This is a genomic window from Burkholderia oklahomensis C6786 (genome assembly GCF_000959365.1).
Taxonomy (GTDB): Bacteria; Pseudomonadota; Gammaproteobacteria; order Burkholderiales; family Burkholderiaceae; genus Burkholderia; species Burkholderia oklahomensis.
This window is the reverse complement of sequence record NZ_CP009555.1, coordinates 1,960,258-1,979,106: the sequence shown is the minus strand read 5'-3', so window position 1 is coordinate 1,979,106 and position 18,849 is coordinate 1,960,258. Positions and strand designations below refer to the sequence as shown.

At 61.8% G+C, this 18,849-nt stretch carries 14 protein-coding genes, 3 tRNA genes and 3 rRNA genes; 9 read left to right on the top strand and 11 right to left on the bottom strand.

Annotated features, from left to right (window positions below; genetic code table 11):
- Positions 1 to 32: 32 nt before the first annotated feature.
- The 9 genes from BG90_RS08865 to BG90_RS08820 all read right to left on the bottom strand — a co-directional run bounded on the left by BG90_RS08865 (position 33) and on the right by BG90_RS08820 (position 9,728).
- Positions 33 to 118, bottom strand: a tRNA-Tyr gene (locus BG90_RS08865).
- A gap of 393 nt (positions 119 to 511) precedes the next feature.
- Positions 512 to 868: a GNAT family N-acetyltransferase gene (locus BG90_RS08860; RefSeq protein WP_010122024.1), complete on the bottom strand. Its 357-nt coding sequence runs from the start codon at positions 866 to 868 to the stop codon at positions 512 to 514.
- A gap of 290 nt (positions 869 to 1,158) precedes the next feature.
- Positions 1,159 to 1,970 (bottom strand): IS5 family transposase gene (locus tag BG90_RS32345; protein ID WP_181911579.1). Its coding sequence is split into 2 segments (ribosomal slippage): positions 1,159 to 1,622 and positions 1,622 to 1,970, totalling 813 coding nucleotides; the frame shifts between segments, so codons are not numbered across the junction.
- 682 nt (positions 1,971 to 2,652) lie between these two features.
- Positions 2,653 to 2,766 (bottom strand): 5S ribosomal RNA (rrf, locus tag BG90_RS08850).
- 185 nt (positions 2,767 to 2,951) lie between these two features.
- Positions 2,952 to 5,832, bottom strand: a 23S ribosomal RNA gene (locus BG90_RS08845).
- 355 nt (positions 5,833 to 6,187) lie between these two features.
- Positions 6,188 to 6,263: transfer RNA gene (locus BG90_RS08840), tRNA-Ala, on the bottom strand.
- Between the two features lie 39 nt (positions 6,264 to 6,302).
- Positions 6,303 to 6,379 (bottom strand) — tRNA-Ile (locus BG90_RS08835).
- Between the two features lie 63 nt (positions 6,380 to 6,442).
- Positions 6,443 to 7,975, bottom strand: a 16S ribosomal RNA gene (locus BG90_RS08830).
- The 16S, 23S and 5S rRNA genes sit together here with 2 tRNA genes alongside, the layout of an rRNA operon.
- A 469-nt stretch (positions 7,976 to 8,444) precedes the next feature.
- Positions 8,445 to 9,728, bottom strand: coding sequence for an SGNH/GDSL hydrolase family protein (locus tag BG90_RS08820; RefSeq protein WP_025990034.1), 1,284 nt, complete (start codon positions 9,726 to 9,728; stop codon positions 8,445 to 8,447).
- A 487-nt stretch (positions 9,729 to 10,215) separates the two neighbouring features.
- Here BG90_RS08820 and paaA point away from each other — a divergent pair, with 487 nt between their 5' ends.
- The 8 genes from paaA to BG90_RS08780 all read left to right on the top strand — a co-directional run bounded on the left by paaA (position 10,216) and on the right by BG90_RS08780 (position 16,560).
- A complete protein-coding gene (gene paaA, locus BG90_RS08815; RefSeq protein WP_010117328.1) occupies positions 10,216 to 11,211 on the top strand; it encodes a 1,2-phenylacetyl-CoA epoxidase subunit PaaA in 996 nt (331 codons plus the stop codon).
- A gap of 44 nt (positions 11,212 to 11,255) precedes the next feature.
- Positions 11,256 to 11,540 (top strand): 1,2-phenylacetyl-CoA epoxidase subunit PaaB, encoded by a 285-nt coding sequence (gene paaB / locus BG90_RS08810; protein ID WP_006023751.1) that lies wholly within the window; start codon positions 11,256 to 11,258, stop codon positions 11,538 to 11,540.
- Positions 11,541 to 11,550: 10 nt separating this feature from the next.
- Positions 11,551 to 12,354 (top strand): 1,2-phenylacetyl-CoA epoxidase subunit PaaC, encoded by an 804-nt coding sequence (gene paaC, locus BG90_RS08805; protein WP_010117329.1) that lies wholly within the window; start codon positions 11,551 to 11,553, stop codon positions 12,352 to 12,354.
- 38 nt (positions 12,355 to 12,392) lie between these two features.
- Positions 12,393 to 12,998, top strand: a complete 606-nt coding sequence (gene paaD / locus BG90_RS08800; protein WP_010117330.1) for a 1,2-phenylacetyl-CoA epoxidase subunit PaaD — start codon at positions 12,393 to 12,395, stop codon at positions 12,996 to 12,998.
- A gap of 1 nt (position 12,999) precedes the next feature.
- A complete protein-coding gene (gene paaE / locus BG90_RS08795; protein ID WP_010117331.1) occupies positions 13,000 to 14,088 on the top strand; it encodes a 1,2-phenylacetyl-CoA epoxidase subunit PaaE in 1,089 nt (362 codons plus the stop codon).
- 121 nt (positions 14,089 to 14,209) lie between these two features.
- A complete protein-coding gene (locus BG90_RS08790) occupies positions 14,210 to 15,040 on the top strand; it encodes a DUF1835 domain-containing protein (protein WP_025990035.1) in 831 nt (276 codons plus the stop codon).
- Between the two features lie 28 nt (positions 15,041 to 15,068).
- Positions 15,069 to 15,668: a TetR/AcrR family transcriptional regulator gene (locus BG90_RS08785; protein ID WP_009888231.1), complete on the top strand. Its 600-nt coding sequence runs from the start codon at positions 15,069 to 15,071 to the stop codon at positions 15,666 to 15,668.
- Positions 15,669 to 15,912: 244 nt separating this feature from the next.
- Positions 15,913 to 16,560, top strand: a complete 648-nt coding sequence (locus BG90_RS08780; protein ID WP_010106994.1) for a GNAT family N-acetyltransferase — start codon at positions 15,913 to 15,915, stop codon at positions 16,558 to 16,560.
- A gap of 84 nt (positions 16,561 to 16,644) precedes the next feature.
- Here the strand turns inward: BG90_RS08780 and BG90_RS08775 are convergent, their stop codons facing one another.
- Positions 16,645 to 17,160 (bottom strand): Lrp/AsnC family transcriptional regulator, encoded by a 516-nt coding sequence (locus BG90_RS08775; protein ID WP_045568114.1) that lies wholly within the window; start codon positions 17,158 to 17,160, stop codon positions 16,645 to 16,647.
- 151 nt (positions 17,161 to 17,311) lie between these two features.
- Here BG90_RS08775 and hppD point away from each other — a divergent pair, with 151 nt between their 5' ends.
- A complete protein-coding gene (gene hppD, locus BG90_RS08770; protein ID WP_010106996.1) occupies positions 17,312 to 18,409 on the top strand; it encodes a 4-hydroxyphenylpyruvate dioxygenase in 1,098 nt (365 codons plus the stop codon).
- Positions 18,410 to 18,568: 159 nt separating this feature from the next.
- Here the strand turns inward: hppD and BG90_RS08765 are convergent, their stop codons facing one another.
- On the bottom strand, positions 18,569 to 18,766 hold the full coding sequence (locus BG90_RS08765) for a hypothetical protein (RefSeq protein ID WP_025990036.1): 198 nt from the start codon (positions 18,764 to 18,766) through the stop codon (positions 18,569 to 18,571).
- Between the last annotated feature and the right edge of the window lie 83 nt (positions 18,767 to 18,849).

The following is an 18,849-nucleotide window of genomic DNA, read 5'->3' as shown; positions in this document are numbered from 1 at the left end:
ACGATTCCCTATACCGCTCTGTGCTTATGTCTTGGTGGAGGAGGTTGGATTCGAACCAACGTAGGCGTAAGCCAACAGATTTACAGTCTGCCCCCTTTAGCCACTCGGGCACCCCTCCGTAGAGAACTGACGATTATGGGGGTACATCGAACTCGTGTCAAGCGCTTCGTTGAGATTATTTGCATCTTCTTCGAGCGCGCCGATGCCGTCCAACCTGCGCCGCCGCTTTTCAGTTGCCATCGCACCGGCAACGGGGCCATCTATGCGCGTTACTGAACCGAACGGGAACGTCTGGTACCACCTTTCGTCGCTTCCGCCTGCCCGGCAAGAAACGCGCCGGAAAACGGGAGACCTGAATCATACGGTGTTGGAAGGGGGCCGCCAAGTGCCGAACAGCGACAAGCACAAAAGAAATCGCTCGAACGGCAAAAGCCGGCGATCAATGATCGAGCTCCATATATGAATCATCACTCGCGGGATTGATCAGCGACGTCAGCACGTGGTCCGCTCATCAGCCGTTTATCCGAAGATAGCGATGCGCAAAGCCCTCGCTCTCGAAGCCCAACCGAGCAAGAAGTCGGCCCCTACGCACGTTTTCGGGACGGTAATTCGCCATGATGCGATGCAGGCGTAGCACGCCGAACACATGCTCGGTCGCGATTCGCAGTCCCACCTGCATCAACCCTCGCCCCTGCAGCGCCTGATCGACAGAAAATCCGAGGTGGCATGCCTGAAGCAGCCTGCGCACGATGTTCGTAAAGTGGCAAGCTCCGATAACAGCGCCATCTTCGGCCCGAAACAGGAGCAAATGCAGCACGGATTGCGCCTCGTTCTCTCGCGCCAGATCGACGAGCCACGCGTCGATCAAGGAGAGGGGTAGAAAGCGCTATCCCTGAGGGGTTCCCACGGCGATAGGTGAGCGATGTTCGACGTGTAATCGCGGTGCAGCGCTCACGCATGCGTCGGGGTCACCGCTTGCCGAGTGATATCTTTCGTCACGACGAGGCCGCCGGGAGCAAATCCGAATCGATGCGGCATCTTCATTCACCGCCAGAAACGTTGGGAATCCGATTTCGGTCTTTCTTGGTCGTGCATGCGCGTCGGTCTTCCAATAGAACTGCTCGGAGGAAACGCCCCGGTATTCTGGGCTAAGAAGCGCTAACAGAATGATTTTTGGAGGTGTCGCCAGCAAATGATGCAGGCGGCGATTTTCATGAACGCCTCGTGTATGGAGGCAAGGCGCTCGAATCGAATGCGCAGGCGTCTGAAGTTGTGCAGCCACGCGAAGGTGCGCTCGACGACCCACCGGGTCTTGCCGAGGCCGCTGCCGTGGGGCTCACCACGGCGTGCGATCTGCGTGGCGATACCGGCAGCGTGCAAGGGCTTACGATATTTGTCGTGGTCGTAACCGCGATCGGCCTGCACAACGACGGGCTTTGACAGAGGCCTCCCGCGCTTGCCACGAATGGGCGGAATGGCCTCGATCAGAGGCAGCAGTTGGGTGACGTCGTTGCGATTGGCACCCGTGAGGATCAGCGCGAGCGGGATGCCCTGCGCTTCGGTAACGAGATGGTGCTTTGAACCGGGTCGCGCCCGATCAGTGGGATTGGGTCCTGTTTTTGACCCGATCCCACTGCACGAATGGAGGACGAATCGATAACCACACGCGACCAGTCGATGCGATCGGCTGCACGAAGTTTCGCCAGCAATACTTCGTGCAGCCGGTCCCAGACGCCCGCCTGTTGCCAGTCGCGCAGTCTGCGCCAGCAGCTCATGCCCGAGCCGCAGCCCATTTCCTGCGGAAGCATTTCCCAGGGAATACCGGATTGCAGCACAAACAGGATGCCGGTCAGCACGGCGCGATCGTCCAGCGGCTTGCGGCCCGGGTATCGCGTACGGCGTGACTTCGGTGGAGGCAGCAGTGGTTGGATCAGTGACCACAGTTCGTCATCGAGTATCGGTTTGGCCATGGCCTCCTCGTCAGCGAAACAACGAAGAGGTTAACAAAACGCGCGGCGGGTTAACAGCCCCCAAACACTCATTTTGTTAGAGTTTTTAAGCGAATTTTCTTGACTCAGCCACCCTTCTCCTTCGCCTGAAGCCAATAGGCGCCTGGAGCTGACGATTGCGATGCCTGACAGCCGTCGCCGGCAAGCGTCCAAACAAAGGAGGAAAAACGGCGGTTCCCTAGGCTGCCAAAATTAAGACGGCAGGAAAAGTGTCCCTGCACGACGCCTCAGCGTGAGGTTTATCGACCGTTGACCGAATTAGGCGGTGGCCGCCATCGATCGTCTCGTCCACCACTCGATGATCTTCGAGTTGAACGTGGAAAGCTACCAACGTCGCAGCGCCGACAACAAGCGCGCGGCGACGTCAATTACCCCAACCAGAATCGGAAGGAGCGGCAACTCACTCCGCCGACCAGTCAAGATAGTTGTCGCTCGGGCAGCCATCGTAATTGACAATCTACACGGCCGGGCGGCCAAGCCGTACGTTGGTGCCTGACTGGAGCAGAAGCTTGGGTAAGAAGAGGGGCGCTGTCCGGCGGCGTGGCGGGGGGAGTCGTGGGCGGCAGGCCGAGGCCATCCGCGTGATGCGAGCGCAAGAAAGACAAAACCCCCGCCTGACAGGGCGGGGGTTTTGAGAGGGGGAGCCTGACGATTACCTACTTTCACACGGGCAATCCGCACTATCATCGGCGTAGAGTCGTTTCACGGTCCTGTTCGGGATGGGAAGGGGTGGGACCGACTCGCTATGGTCATCAGGCAAAGAGGGTTGTCGCGCTGCTTCGCAACGCGACCAATCTGGGAAGAAGCAGTAATCCTGGGGTTGTGAGGTTGTATCTCACACGTACGCGGTACTTCAACCGCAGTACGTCGAGTGCTTCACACTCGACGTTCGACATTCGTAAAGCGCTGAAGCGCTAACGACTGTCGAAACAGACTTGTTATAGGATCAAGCCTTACGGGCAATTAGTATCGGTTAGCTGAACGCATTACTGCGCTTACACACCCGACCTATCAACGTCCTGGTCTCGAACGACCCTTCAAGGGGATCAAGTCCCCGGGGAAGTCTCATCTTAAGGCGAGTTTCCCGCTTAGATGCTTTCAGCGGTTATCTCTTCCGAACATAGCTACCCGGCGATGCGACTGGCGTCACAACCGGTACACCAGAGGTTCGTCCACTCCGGTCCTCTCGTACTAGGAGCAGCCCCCTTCAAACTTCCAACGCCCACGGCAGATAGGGACCAAACTGTCTCACGACGTTTTAAACCCAGCTCACGTACCTCTTTAAATGGCGAACAGCCATACCCTTGGGACCGGCTACAGCCCCAGGATGAGATGAGCCGACATCGAGGTGCCAAACACCGCCGTCGATATGAACTCTTGGGCGGTATCAGCCTGTTATCCCCAGAGTACCTTTTATCCGTTGAGCGATGGCCCTTCCATACAGAACCACCGGATCACTATGACCTGCTTTCGCACCTGCTCGACTTGTCGGTCTCGCAGTTAAGCACGCTTATGCCATTGCACTATCAGCACGATTTCCGACCGTACCTAGCGTACCTTCGTACTCCTCCGTTACGCTTTGGGAGGAGACCGCCCCAGTCAAACTGCCTACCATGCACTGTCCCCGACCCGGATCACGGGCCAAGGTTAGAACCTCAAACAAACCAGGGTGGTATTTCAAGGACGGCTCCACCGAAACTAGCGTTCCGGTTTCATAGCCTCCCACCTATCCTACACAGATCGGTTCAAAGTCCAATGCAAAGCTACAGTAAAGGTTCATGGGGTCTTTCCGTCTAGCCGCGGGTAGATTGCATCATCACAAACACTTCAACTTCGCTGAGTCTCGGGAGGAGACAGTGTGGCCATCGTTACGCCATTCGTGCAGGTCGGAACTTACCCGACAAGGAATTTCGCTACCTTAGGACCGTTATAGTTACGGCCGCCGTTTACCGGGACTTCAATCAAGAGCTTGCACCCCATCATTTAATCTTCCGGCACCGGGCAGGCGTCACACCCTATACGTCCACTTTCGTGTTTGCAGAGTGCTGTGTTTTTATTAAACAGTCGCAGCCACCAGTTTATTGCAACCCCTTCACCCTTCCCCCGCAGGGGGGTCAAGCTACCAGGGCGTACCTTATCCCGAAGTTACGGTACCAATTTGCCGAGTTCCTTCTCCCGAGTTCTCTCAAGCGCCTTAGAATACTCATCTCGCCCACCTGTGTCGGTTTGCGGTACGGTCATTGTTAAACTGAAGCTTAGAGGCTTTTCTTGGAACCACTTCCAATTGCTTCGCGACCTAAGTCGCTCGCGCCACACCCTTGAATTCCGCACCCGGATTTGCCTAAGTGCCTTCTCCAATGCAGCGACCGGGACTTCCAACACCCGGACAACCTTCCGCGATCCGTCCCCCCATCGCATTTAACAATGGTGCAGGAATATTGACCTGCTTCCCATCAGCTACGCATTTCTGCCTCGCCTTAGGGGCCGACTCACCCTACGCCGATGAACGTTGCGTAGGAAACCTTGGGCTTACGGCGAGGGGGCCTTTCACCCCCTTTATCGCTACTCATGTCAGCATTCGCACTTCCGATACCTCCAGCACGCTTTTCAACGCACCTTCGCAGGCTTACGGAACGCTCTCCTACCATGCGAGCAAAGCTCGCATCCGCAGCTTCGGTATATAGCTTAGCCCCGTTACATCTTCCGCGCAGGACGACTCGATCAGTGAGCTATTACGCTTTCTTTAAAGGGTGGCTGCTTCTAAGCCAACCTCCTGACTGTTTTAGCCTTCCCACTTCGTTTCCCACTTAGCTATATTTGGGGACCTTAGCTGGCGGTCTGGGTTGTTTCCCTCTTGACACCGGACGTTAGCACCCGATGTCTGTCTCCCGTGATTGCACTCTTCGGTATTCGGAGTTTGCTATGGCGGGGTAATCTGCAATAGACCCCCCAACCATGACAGTGCTCTACCCCCGAAGGTGAGACACGAGGCACTACCTAAATAGTTTTCGGAGAGAACCAGCTATTTCCAAGTTTGTTTAGCCTTTCACCCCTATCCACAGCTCATCCCCTAACTTTTCAACGTTAGTGGGTTCGGACCTCCAGTACGTGTTACCGCACCTTCATCCTGGCCATGGATAGATCACTTGGTTTCGGGTCTACGCCCAGCAACTGAACGCCCTATTCGGACTCGCTTTCGCTACGCCTGCCCTATTCGGTTAAGCTTGCTACTGAACGTAAGTCGCTGACCCATTATACAAAAGGTACGCCGTCACCCCTTGCGAGGCTCCGACTGTTTGTATGCATGCGGTTTCAGGATCTATTTCACTCCCCTCCCGGGGTTCTTTTCGCCTTTCCCTCACGGTACTGGTTCACTATCGGTCGATCACGAGTATTTAGCCTTGGAGGATGGTCCCCCCATCTTCAGACAGGATTTCACGTGTCCCGCCCTACTTGTCGTACACCTAGTTCTTTCATACTGTTTTCGCCTACAGGGCTATCACCTGCTATGGCCGCACTTTCCAGAGCGTTCGGCTAACAATACAAATAAAGAGTACAGGCTCTTCCCATTTCGCTCGCCACTACTTTGGGAATCTCGGTTGATTTCTTTTCCTGCGGTTACTTAGATGTTTCAGTTCACCGCGTTCGCCTCACATAGCCTATGTATTCAGCTATGGATACTCCATTCGGAGTGGGTTTCCCCATTCGGACATCTACGGATCAAAGCTCGTTTGCCAGCTCCCCGTAGCTTTTCGCAGGCTACCGCGTCCTTCATCGCCTGTGATCGCCAAGGCATCCACCACATGCACTTGTTCGCTTGACCCTATAACGAGTCTGTCTCTTCGACAGTCGCTACAGGTTGAGTTCTCGCGTGTCGCTCAGCGTTAGTGCTTTAGCACTTACGCGGAGCCCACACTACGTGTGTGCCGTATTCCAAAATCGAGCCGAACAATGAAGTTCGAATCATCTTGAGATACTTCGATACAATCACAACCCGGATAACTTCCACGTCCATCTCAAGACGCTTCCGCTATCCAAATTACTTGCTTCTTCCAGATTGTTAAAGAACGACAGCCGATATGGTGTTACTCATATCACTCTGACTGGCTCAATCGCCAATGGCAAATGCTCGTCTCACACGTCACTTTCGTGTGATCCAAACGCTTCCCATTGAAGATTGGTGGAGGCAGACGGGATCGAACCGACGACCCCCTGCTTGCAAAGCAGGTGCTCTCCCAGCTGAGCTATGCCCCCATACCGAGACTTCACCCAGGTTCCCTGCGCCAGACAACTTGGTGGGTCTGGTTGGATTCGAACCAACGACCCCCGCCTTATCAAGACGGTGCTCTAACCGACTGAGCTACAGACCCCTGAGCCTGTCCTAAATTTACAGCCGATAAGCGTGAGCGCTCAACGCAGCGGTTAAGCTCGAGAAAGGAGGTGATCCAGCCGCACCTTCCGATACGGCTACCTTGTTACGACTTCACCCCAGTCATGAATCCTACCGTGGTGACCGTCCTCCTTGCGGTTAGACTAGCCACTTCTGGTAAAACCCACTCCCATGGTGTGACGGGCGGTGTGTACAAGACCCGGGAACGTATTCACCGCGGCATGCTGATCCGCGATTACTAGCGATTCCAGCTTCATGCACTCGAGTTGCAGAGTGCAATCCGGACTACGATCGGTTTTCTGGGATTGGCTCCCCCTCGCGGGTTGGCGACCCTCTGTTCCGACCATTGTATGACGTGTGAAGCCCTACCCATAAGGGCCATGAGGACTTGACGTCATCCCCACCTTCCTCCGGTTTGTCACCGGCAGTCTCCTTAGAGTGCTCTTGCGTAGCAACTAAGGACAAGGGTTGCGCTCGTTGCGGGACTTAACCCAACATCTCACGACACGAGCTGACGACAGCCATGCAGCACCTGTGTATCGGTTCTCTTTCGAGCACTCCCACCTCTCAGCAGGATTCCGACCATGTCAAGGGTAGGTAAGGTTTTTCGCGTTGCATCGAATTAATCCACATCATCCACCGCTTGTGCGGGTCCCCGTCAATTCCTTTGAGTTTTAATCTTGCGACCGTACTCCCCAGGCGGTCAACTTCACGCGTTAGCTACGTTACTAAGGAAATGAATCCCCAACAACTAGTTGACATCGTTTAGGGCGTGGACTACCAGGGTATCTAATCCTGTTTGCTCCCCACGCTTTCGTGCATGAGCGTCAGTATTGGCCCAGGGGGCTGCCTTCGCCATCGGTATTCCTCCACATCTCTACGCATTTCACTGCTACACGTGGAATTCTACCCCCCTCTGCCATACTCTAGCTTGCCAGTCACCAATGCAGTTCCCAGGTTGAGCCCGGGGATTTCACATCGGTCTTAACAAACCGCCTGCGCACGCTTTACGCCCAGTAATTCCGATTAACGCTCGCACCCTACGTATTACCGCGGCTGCTGGCACGTAGTTAGCCGGTGCTTATTCTTCCGGTACCGTCATCCCCACCCAGTATTAGTCGGTAGGATTTCTTTCCGGACAAAAGTGCTTTACAACCCGAAGGCCTTCTTCACACACGCGGCATTGCTGGATCAGGCTTGCGCCCATTGTCCAAAATTCCCCACTGCTGCCTCCCGTAGGAGTCTGGGCCGTGTCTCAGTCCCAGTGTGGCTGGTCGTCCTCTCAGACCAGCTACTGATCGTCGCCTTGGTAGGCCTTTACCCCACCAACTAGCTAATCAGCCATCGGCCAACCCTATAGCGCGAGGCCCGAAGGTCCCCCGCTTTCATCCTCAGATCGTATGCGGTATTAATCCGGCTTTCGCCGGGCTATCCCCCACTACAGGACATGTTCCGATGTATTACTCACCCGTTCGCCACTCGCCACCAGGTGCAAGCACCCGTGCTGCCGTTCGACTTGCATGTGTAAGGCATGCCGCCAGCGTTCAATCTGAGCCAGGATCAAACTCTTCAGTTCAAACCTGTTACTGTTTTCGGTTGTTTCCAACCGGTCGCTCACTCAAAGCTGACAGGTCGTGAATTGCTTCACAAACCTGACTTACTTTCGTGTGAGACTCTTGATACTTTCGCTTTCGATCCGTAGATCGTCCGCCCCATCAAGCGCCCACACTTATCGGCTGTTCATTGTTAAAGAGCACATCTGCGAGAAGCACTTCCTACTTCGGACCGCCTTCTCAGCAGCGCTGCGTTGTCTGCAGCAGAGAAATGAGATTATGATCACTTATTCGCAGCGCGTCAACGACTTTTTTACCGCCTCGCCGCGCACCGCCTGGATCTTCTTCCCGCTTCCCCTCTCGCGTCCCGTCACCGTTACCGCGAAAGAGGCGTGATTCTAGGCACCATTCCGCTTTCGCGCAAGCACTTTTTAAGGGCCTCATTAAATTTCTTGTATCGGCGTGGCGCACCACGTCGATACAGCGCGTTCATCAGCGTCCGGCAGCGGCCACCAATCGCTCCAGCGGCACCGCGTCGGCCATCGCCGCATACCCCGCATCGCTCGGGTGAATACCGTCGCCGCTGTTATAGCGGCGCTGCAGCTCCGACGGCTTCGCCGGGTCGCGCAGCGCGGCGTCGAAATCCACCACGCCGTCGAACGCACCCGACGTCCGAATCCACTCGTTGACCTGGCGGCGGATCGTCTCGCGCGCAGGCGGCAACGACGCCGGCGTCAGCGTCGCACCGAACACCGCGACACCGCGCGCATGCGCAGCTGCAATCACCCGGCGGTACCCCTCGATCAGCGACTGCACGTCGACCTGCGTGTGCGGTGCGTCGCAATCGAGCCCCGAACGGGCGGGCATCGTCGCGAAATTGATGTCGTTGATGCCGATCAGCAGCACCGCGACCTTCACGCCGGCGCGCATCAGCACGTCACGCTCGAAACGGCGCTCGAGCGCGACGCCGTAGCAGCGGGAGTCGCTCAGCAGCCGGTTCCCACTGATGCCGAGATTCACCACGCCGATGTTGCGCTCCCCCGCGCGCTCGAGGCGGGCCGCGAACGCGTCCGGCCAGCGCCGATTGCGGTTCAGGCTCGAGCGCAAGCCGTCGGTGATCGAATCGCCCACAGCCGCAATCATCGCCGCGCCCGGCTGCGCCGCCTCGACCGAGAGCTCGGCCACCCAGGCGGACTGCGTGAAGCGCGTCCGGTATGCGTCGGGCGCCGCATCGCCCGCATGATTGCCCGGCGTGGATACGTAATTGACCTGATTCGCGACACGGTGCCAAACCGTCATCGCCTGGCGGCCACCCATATATAGACTGAGTGCGTATGGTTCGCCGGCCGTCACGTCGTACGCGACAGGATCGCTTTCCCGCTCCTGACCAGCCGGCACCTCGACCTCGCGTCGCCCGCCGAACGTCACCGCCGCCGAACGGCCGGCCGTCACCGCGGCGCCGCCCGCCGAGCGGCCAATGCTCGCCTCGCCGATCACGAGGGGCGCCTTGCCATACGCATTGCTCACGCGCACACGGATCGCCCGTCCCGAGAGCGTCGGATAGACGATCTGGCGGACGGTGCGGCCCGCGACGTCCGGTGCGCGATACAGCGGCGGCGGTGCCGGGAGATCCGGAATCGGCTGCAGCGCCGTCGCCCATGACGCGACCCAGCGGGTTGGCTGGGTCGGCGCGGCGGCTTGCGCGGCGCTCGCCGCCTGTGATGCGACCAAAGCGAAACAGCATGAAAGAGCGGAAAGCCCACGTCGGGACGTCATTCGAAACTCCTCGCAGCAAAGCTTCGGATTGTGCCTGATGTCGATTCGCGCGCTCTATTGAACGGGGGAGAACAACACTCGGCGCCGGCTTGTCGGTTCTCGGACCGCTGACTGCTGACCAGCAGTCCACTAATCCCGCGAGTCGGGGTTCGGGGTTCGGGGTTCGGGGTTCGGGGTTCGGGGTTCGGGGTTCGGGGTTCGGGGTTCGGGGTTCGGGGTTCGGGGTTCGGGGGTTCGGGGGTTCGGGGGTTCGGGGGTTCGGGGTTCGGGGTTCGGGGTTCGGGGTTCGGGGTTCGGACATTCCGGAACAGAATTCGGACGCCCACCCCGCAGCACGGCGCATTCCTTCTGCGGAACCTGCACTCCACCCGCGGCAAATCGCCGTCGCCCGATCCGCGAATCTCGTGCCTCCGCTAAAATGATCTATTAACCGACCGGTCGGTTGGCTTATACTGCGTGAACATTCCACCTGGACGAGAACATCGCCATGTACACGCAATCCCTCGACATCCCCGGCAACGTCGCGCCGCTCGATGCCGCCGCCGATTCGCCCGAACAGGCCGGATTCGATGCCGTCATCGCCGCCGACGGCAAGATCGAACCGCAGGACTGGATGCCCGACGCATACCGCAAGACGCTCGTTCGGCAGATTTCGCAGCACGCGCATTCGGAAGTCGTCGGCATGCTGCCGGAAGGCAACTGGATCACGCGCGCGCCGAGCCTGAAGCGCAAGGCGATCCTGCTTGCGAAGGTCCAGGACGAAGCCGGTCACGGCCTCTATCTATATAGCGCCGCGGAAACGCTCGGGGTATCTCGCGACGCGCTGATCGACGCGCTGCACGCGGGCAAGGCCAAGTATTCGAGCATCTTCAATTACCCGACCCTCACATGGGCGGACGTCGGCGTGATCGGCTGGCTCGTCGACGGCGCCGCGATCATGAACCAGATTCCGCTCTGCCGCTGCACGTACGGCCCGTACGCGCGCGCGATGATCCGCGTCTGCAAGGAGGAATCGTTCCATCAGCGGCAAGGCTTCGACGCACTGCTCGCGATGATGAAGGGCACCGACGCGCAGCGCGCGATGGTGCAGGACGCGGTGAACCGCTGGTGGCGGCCCGTGCTGATGATGTTCGGCCCGCCCGATGCCAATTCCGTCCACAGCAACCAGTCGGCCAAATGGGGGATCAAGCGGATCTCGAACGACGACCTGCGGCAGAAGTTCGTCGACGCGACAGTCGAGCAGGCCAAGGTGCTCGGCGTCACGCTGCCCGATCCCGATCTCAAGTGGAACGACGCGCGCGGCCATTTCGACTACGGCGCGCTCGACTGGGACGAATTCTGGCGCGTCGTCAACGGCGACGGCCCGTGCAACAGGGAGCGCCTCGCGACCCGCGTGAAGGCGCACGACAACGGCGCGTGGGTCCGCGAAGCCGCACTCGCGCACGAGGAAAAGCGCCGCCGCGCGCAGCAGCAAGCGGCATGACGCGCGACGCCGCCATCCGTATTCAGGAGATTCAGGAGAAAGCGATGAACAAAGAATGGCCGATCTGGGAAGTTTTCGTGCGCAGCAAGCAAGGGCTCGACCACAAGCACTGCGGAAGCCTGCACGCGGCCGACGCGTCGATGGCGCTGCGCATGGCGCGCGACGTCTATACCCGCCGCCAGGAAGGCGTGAGCATCTGGGTCGTGCCGTCGGCGGCGATCACCGCGTCCGATCCGAACGAAAAGGCGGAAATGTTCGAACCGGCGGGCGACAAGATCTATCGCCATCCGACGTTCTACACGCTGCCCGACGAAGTCAACCACATGTGAGCGGCAGGCCATGACGACGACCCCACAACACCTCGCCTACGTGCTGCGCCTCGCCGACAACGCGCTGATCCTCGGTCAGCGCAACGCCGAATGGTGCGGCCACGGGCCGGTCCTCGAGGAAGACATCGCGCTCACGAACATGAGCCTCGACCTGATCGGCCAGGCGCGCCTGCTGTATACGCACGCAGCCGAGCTCGAGCGGCAGCTCACCGGCGCCGCGCGGACCGAGGACGACTACGCGTACTTCCGCACCGAGCGCGAATTCGCGAACTACACATTCGTCGAGCTGCCGCACTACGGCCCGCTCTGCGGCACCGCGCATGCGGAGCTCGACTATGCGGTGACCGTCGTGCGCAACTTCTTCTATTCGACGCTGATGCTGCACGTCTGGAGCGCGCTCGAGGCGTCGAGCGACGCGCAGCTCGCGGCCATCGCGGCGAAGTCGCTGAAGGAGACGCGCTATCACGAGCACCACGCGCGCGAATGGCTGATCCGCTTCGGCGACGGCACCGACGAATCGCATCGCCGCGCGCTCGCCGCGCTCGATTATCTGACGCCGTACACGCGCGAATTCTTCGCGGCGGACGCCGTCGACGACGCGGCGGCCGCGGCCGGCATCGGCCCGGCGATCGCGTCGCTCGAGCCGGCATGGCGCGCGGACGTCGACGCGACGCTCGCCGAAGCGACGCTCGCGCTGCCCGCGGCCGGCCAGTACGTGCCGACCGGCAAGCGCGGCGAGCACTCCGAGCACATGGGCTATCTGCTCGCGGAGCTGCAGAGCGTCGCGCGCCAGTATCCGGGCGCGTCCTGGTAGGCCCGGGCGCGACGAACGACGAACGACGGAGCCAGACGATGTCCGCCCTCCCCGCATCCGCCCCCGACCAAACGGCCGCCGCCATCGACCGCCCCGGCCGCGCCGCCGCGCACGGCGACGATCCGCTCGTCGCCCGCGCGTGGGACGCGCTCGAAGCCGTGCCCGATCCGGAAATCCCGGTCGTGTCGATCCGCGAGCTCGGCATCCTGCGCGATGTACGCCGCGCCGCCGGCGGCATGCTCGAAGTCGTCATCACGCCGACCTACTCCGGCTGCCCGGCGATGCAGCAGATCGCGGAGGACATCGACGCCGCGCTCCGGCAGGCCGGCGTAGCGCCGCACCGGACCGTGACCGTGCTCGCGCCCGCATGGACGACCGACTGGATCACCGCCGACGCCCGCGAGAAGCTGCGCGCCTACGGCATCGCGCCGCCCGTCGGGCATTGCGGCAGCGTCGGCGATACCGGCGCCGCCCCCGCGCAGCGCGTCGTGCGCTTCATGCCGAAGCCGCTCGCCGCGCCCGTCTGTCCGCGCTGCGGCTCCGCGCACACCGAGCGGCTCGCGCAGTTCGCGTCGACCGCGTGCAAGGCGCTCTATCGCTGCGTCGACTGCCGCGAACCCTTCGACTACTTCAAACCTTATTGATATGGCGACTCCGCAATTCCATCCGCTGCGCATCCGCGACGTGCGGCCCGAGACCGCCGACGCCGTCACGGTGTCGTTCGAGGTGCCGCCCGAGCTGCGCGATGCGTACCGCTTCACGCAGGGCCAGTTCGTCACGCTGAAGGCGCACATCGACGGCGAGGAAACCCGCCGCTCGTACTCGATCTGCGTCGGCACGACCGACTACGACCGCGACGGCGAGCTGCGCATCGGCATCAAGCGCGTGCGCGGCGGCCGCTTCTCGAACTTCGCGTTCGATACGCTCAAGCCCGGTCACACGATCGACGTGATGACGCCGGACGGCCGCTTCTTCACGCACCTGAACGCCGACCACGGCAAGCAGTACGTCGCGTTCGCGGGCGGCTCGGGGATCACGCCCGTGCTCGCGATCGTCAAGACGACGCTCGAGTTCGAGCCGCGGAGCGCGTTCACGCTGATCTACGGCAACCGCAGCGTCGACTCGATCATGTTCGCCGAGGAGCTCGAGGATCTGAAGAACCGCTTCATGGAGCGATTCGTTCTCTATCACGTGCTGTCGGACGACCTGCAGGACATCGAGCTGTTCAACGGCGTGCTCGACCAGGCCAAATGCGCGGCGTTCCTCGATTCGCTCGTGCCCGCCGCGACGATCGACGAAGCATTCGTCTGCGGCCCGGCGCCGATGATGGACGCCGCCGAGGCCGCGCTCGCCGCGGCCGGCGTGCCGCACGAGCGGGTGCACGTCGAGCGCTTCGGCACGCCGCTGCCGCAGGCGGGCGTGCCCGCCGTCGAGATCACCGACGACACGCCCGCCGCCGACCTCGAGATCGTGCTCGACGGCAAGAAGCGCAAGCTGCGCCTGCCGTACGAAGGCGTGAGCCTCCTCGACGTCGGGCTGCGCGCGGGCCTCGCGCTGCCGTACGCGTGCAAGGGCGGCGTCTGCTGCACGTGCCGCGCGAAGGTGCTCGAAGGCGAGGTGCGGATGGAGAAGAACTACACGCTCGAGCCGCAGGAAATCGCCGACGGCTTCGTGCTCACCTGCCAATGCCATCCGGTCAGCGACAAGGTCGTCGTCAGCTACGACGATCGATAGGCGGCGTCTTGCCGCGCGGTTACTCGCCGCCGCCCATCTCGCTTACACTAGGGGCCGCCCGCAGGCCGGACGCGCGAAGCGCCGGCTCCCGGGCGGCTTTTCTCATGTTGACGACAGGCCAATGAGCACTATCCACGTGACCATGGGCGGCTCCGCCGCCGCTTCTCTTCGCATCGCGCTCGCCGACGCGGGCCGCGACGAAGGCGTCGTCGAACTGTTCGACGATCTGTCGGTCGGCCCGCTGCGCGGCGCCGACGACACGCCGGACGTCCGCGCGGCGTTCTGGGAGCACGTGATGGGCGACGTGCAGCAAGACTGGGCAGCCGGGCTCGGCGACGACTTCGCGAAATTCGAGACGCTCGCGGCCGGCACGGGCCAGATCGTCGTCTGGCACGCGCACAGCGTCGCCGATCAGCTGATGCTGAGGCGCGTCGCCTACCATCTGCGCAACGCGCCGCAGCGCCTCAACGAGGTGCGGCTGTCGAGCGCGGACATCGACGATCCGCAGGCGTGGGTGCGGCTGCGCGCCGACCAGGCGACGGCCACCGGCATCTTCTCGCCTGCCCAGCTCCTCGCGAAGCTGCCGGAAGCGGCGCCGATCTCGGTGCTGCGGATCAGCCGGCTCGCGCTCGAATGGCAGGAAGCGAAGCAGGCGAACGCCGAGCTGCGCTACTGGATCTGCAACACGTTCAAGGGCGGCCACTACGCGGACATCGACGCGCTCGTGCTCGAGCACGCGCCCGACGAATGGGGTCCCGCCGCGCGCACGGTCGGCGCCGTGATGGCGTTCGCCGACCGCGGCCACCTGTTCGTCGGCGACACTGTCGCGTTCTGGCGCTGCCGCGAGCTCGCGGCGGCCGGCCGCATCGAGCTGCAAGGCGCGCCCCATTCGATCGACCATCTGAAGACGGCGACGCTGCGCGTCGCGCCCGCCGTCGCCGTCCCCCGCTAACCCGACCCCGCATCACGCACCGAATCACATGGCCCGCACCCGAGCCCCCGATCACGAATCCCAGCGCGAGCAGATCCTCGATCTCGCCGCCGCCAAGTTTGCGCAGACGAGCTACCCGAGCACGTCGATGACCGATCTCGCGAACGCGAGCGGCACGTCGAAGGCGCGGCTTTATCACTATTACGAGGGCAAGGAAGCGATCCTGTTCGACCTGCTCGACCGCTACACGAAGCGGCTGATGCTGATCATCGCCGAGGTCGAGGGCGCGAGCCAGCGGCGCGGGCTCACCGAGCGCGAGGCGTTCGCCGAGCTCGTGCGGGCGTTCCTCGCCGAATACGAGACGTCGCACAGCCGCCACGTCGCGCTGCTGAACGACGTGAAGTACCTCGAGGACGCGCAGCGCCAGATCATCCTCGACCGCCAGCGCGACATCGTCGCCGCATTTGCGCGCCAGCTCGCGCGCGCGTATCCGGAGCGGATCTCGAAGGACAACCAGACGCCCGTGACGATGATGGTGTTCGGGATGATCAACTGGACGTTCACATGGCTGAAGCCGGGCGGCCGCCTCGGCTATCGCGACTTCGCCGAGCAGGTGATCGGCATGATCGAGCACGGCCTGGGCGGCTGAATCGTCTGATTTATTGCAAAGCAGCAAGCGTTGCGCCAACGTAACAGTGCGACGCTTTGCCTACACCCCTGTCAAAAATCCTTAAAACACCAATAAAAACAGGAACTTATATTCTCCAAACGGTGAATTTAGAGTCCGACCTCGACACGAATATCCGGGTTTTCCCCAGTCTCGGCACGGCCGTTCGGCTAAAATTGCGCTGCGTTGCACAAATCAGCTGCACGGTCTTTTTGAGGAACCCACGATGAACAAGCCAGACCTTCGTCCTGCCGATGCGGTCGGCGTCGCCGGTCCCGCGCCAGTTCTCGTTCGGGAACTGGCTTCCGGCGACCGTCAACAACTGCTCACCCACTTTCTCGCGCTCGACGAAGACGATCGTCTGCTGCGCTTCGGTCAAGCGGTGCCCGATCACGTGATCGAGAACTACGTCCGCACGATCGACTTCGGCCGCGACACAGTGTTCGGCGTGTTCGATCACGCGCTCGAACTGATCGGCGTCGGCCATCTCGCCTACCTGCCCGCGGAAGGCGACAAACGCACCGCCGAATTCGGCGTGTCGGTGCTCGAACGCGCGCGCGGCCAGGGCGTCGGCTCGAAGCTGTTCGAACGCGCCGCGATCCGCAGCCGCAACACGCACGTCACGACGCTGTACATGCACTGCCTGTCGCGCAACGCGACGATGATGCACATCGCGAAGAAGTCCGGAATGCGCATCGAGTATGCGTACGGCGAAGCCGATGCGTATCTGTCGCTGCCGCCCGCCGACCACTCGACGATCATCGCCGAGATGATGCAGGAGCAGGCGGCCGTGTTCGACTACGCGCTCAAGCGCCAGGCGCGACGCGCGACGCAGATCTTCGAATCGCTGCTGCCCGCTGGCCTCACCGCGTAACGCGCGGCGCTTCGCATCCGCCGAGCAGGAACGAAGACGGGCGGCCCGCAACGGGCCGCCCGTTTCCTTTTGGCGACGCAAGATTCAGCGGATCGGCAGCGCGGTCGTCTCCTTGAAGCGCTCGAGCGAGAAGCTCGTCTTCACGTCGATCACCGACGGATGGTGCAGCAGCTGCTCCTGCATGAAGCGCGAGAAGTGCGCCATGTCCTCGACCTGCACGCGCAGCAGATAGTCCATGTCGCCCGTCATCGCGTGGCACGCGACGACCTCCGGCCACGCCTGCACCGCCGCGCGAAACAGCTCGGCGTGCGTCGCGCCCGCGCGCGCGGACGTCTCGTCGCCGCGCGCGGGCGCGACGCCGCCGCGCTTCTCCAGACGCACGCTCACGTAAGCGAGCAGGTCAAGCCCGAGCTTCTGCGGATCGAGCAGCGCGACGTAGCCCGTGATCACGCCCATCTCCTCGAGCCGGCGGATTCGCCGCAGACACGGGCTCGGCGACAGATTCACCCGCTCGGCGATGTCCTGGTTCGACAAGCGCCCGTTCTCCTGAAGAATTGCAAGAATGCGCCGGTCAATCGCATCCAATTCCACATGCGCCATTTCCTGCCTCCCTGCCTGTTCGTGCGGACGAGAAATTGCGCAAGCGTAGCGTTACGCGACCAAGTTCGCAAGTTTCCGCCCTGCCCGCCCCGCTACACTTTGCCGCATATATTCACCAAGACGCGCGCCCCGCCGAGGGCTAGGAGACGCCATGCAAATCCCCACCTGGGACAATCCCGTCGGCACCGACGGCTTCGAATTCATCGAATACACCGCACCCGATCCGAAAGCGCTCGGCCAACTGTTCGAGCGGATGGGCTTCACCGCGATCGCCCGCCACCGCCACAAGGACGTGACGCTGTACCGCCAGGGCGACATCAACTTCATCATCAACGCCGAGCCGGACTCGTTCGCGCAGCGCTTCGCGCGGCTGCACGGGCCGTCGATCTGCGCGATCGCATTCCGCGTGCGGGACGCCGCGAAGGCGTACAAGCACGCGCTCGAGCTGGGCGCATGGGGCTTCGACAACAAGACGGGCCCGATGGAGCTGAACATCCCGGCGATCAAGGGGATCGGCGATTCGCTGATCTATTTCGTCGACCGCTGGAAGGGCAAGAACGGCGCGAAGCCGGGCGCGATCGGCGACATCAGCATCTACGACGTCGACTTCGAGCCGATTCCGGGCGCCGATCCGAATCCGGTCGGCCATGGCCTCAACTACATCGACCATCTGACGCACAACGTCCACCGCGGCCGGATGCAGGAGTGGGCGGAGTTCTACGAGCGCCTGTTCAACTTCCGCGAGGTCCGCTACTTCGACATCGAAGGCAAGGTGACGGGCGTGAAGTCGAAGGCGATGACGTCGCCGTGCGGCAAGATCCGGATTCCGATCAACGAGGAAGGCTCGGACACCGCGGGCCAGATCCAGGAATACCTCGACGCGTATCACGGCGAAGGCATCCAGCACATCGCGCTCGGCGCGGCCGACATCTACAAGGCGGTCGACGGCCTGCGCGCGAAGGGCGTGACGCTGCTCGACACGATCGACACGTACTACGAACTCGTCGATCGCCGCGTGCCGAACCACGGCGAGCCGCTCGACGAACTTCGCAAGCGCAAGATCCTGATCGACGGCGCGCACGACGATCTGCTGCTGCAGATCTTCACCGAAAACCAGATCGGGCCGATCTTCTTCGAGATCATCCAGCGCAAGGGCAACCAGGGCTTCGGCGAAGGCAATTTCAAGGCGCTGTTCGAATCGATCGAGCTCGACCAGATCCGCCGCGGCGTCGTGCAGGACAAGGCGTAAGCGGGCCCGCGCGAAGCGCCTCGGCGGCGTGCCGCGCGCCGAGCGCGGCCGCACAAACAGAAAGGGCGGGAATCCCGGGATTCCCGCCCTTTCGCGTTATCGATCATCGGGCGACGGGCCGGCGATCGCTCGTCGCCGCGCTGCCGCCCCCGTCGCGAATCACCTCTGCGCCGCGCCGCGCTCGCCGGTCGCGGCGCCCGCGAGCGCCGGCGCCTCCGCGCCGCCTGCAGCCGCAAGCTGCAGCATCTGGGTGCTCGCCGTCGCCAACACGCTCGCGCCTTCCGAGCGCGCCGGCCCGCTCATCGCGAAAAACGCCGCCGACACCATCAGGAAATTCTGGATATATCGAGTCTTCATTGCACCTCCATTGCAACCGTCCGGCACGCATTCGCGGCGCCGGCACGAGCCGGCGCCGCCCGGCGCAACCGGACAGGGCTCTA

Coding starts and splice junctions, on each gene's coding strand:
- paaB (WP_006023751.1), top strand. CDS start 11,256: ATGAACAAAGAATGGCCGATCTGGGAAGTTTTCGTGCGCAGCAAGCAA.
- BG90_RS08785 (WP_009888231.1), top strand. CDS start 15,069: ATGGCCCGCACCCGAGCCCCCGATCACGAATCCCAGCGCGAGCAGATC.
- paaC (WP_010117329.1), top strand. CDS start 11,551: ATGACGACGACCCCACAACACCTCGCCTACGTGCTGCGCCTCGCCGAC.
- paaA (WP_010117328.1), top strand. CDS start 10,216: ATGTACACGCAATCCCTCGACATCCCCGGCAACGTCGCGCCGCTCGAT.
- BG90_RS08820 (WP_025990034.1), bottom strand. CDS start 9,728: ATGACGTCCCGACGTGGGCTTTCCGCTCTTTCATGCTGTTTCGCTTTG.
- hppD (WP_010106996.1), top strand. CDS start 17,312: ATGCAAATCCCCACCTGGGACAATCCCGTCGGCACCGACGGCTTCGAA.
- paaD (WP_010117330.1), top strand. CDS start 12,393: ATGTCCGCCCTCCCCGCATCCGCCCCCGACCAAACGGCCGCCGCCATC.
- BG90_RS08775 (WP_045568114.1), bottom strand. CDS start 17,160: ATGGCGCATGTGGAATTGGATGCGATTGACCGGCGCATTCTTGCAATT.
- BG90_RS08790 (WP_025990035.1), top strand. CDS start 14,210: ATGAGCACTATCCACGTGACCATGGGCGGCTCCGCCGCCGCTTCTCTT.
- BG90_RS08765 (WP_025990036.1), bottom strand. CDS start 18,766: ATGAAGACTCGATATATCCAGAATTTCCTGATGGTGTCGGCGGCGTTT.
- BG90_RS08780 (WP_010106994.1), top strand. CDS start 15,913: ATGAACAAGCCAGACCTTCGTCCTGCCGATGCGGTCGGCGTCGCCGGT.
- paaE (WP_010117331.1), top strand. CDS start 13,000: ATGGCGACTCCGCAATTCCATCCGCTGCGCATCCGCGACGTGCGGCCC.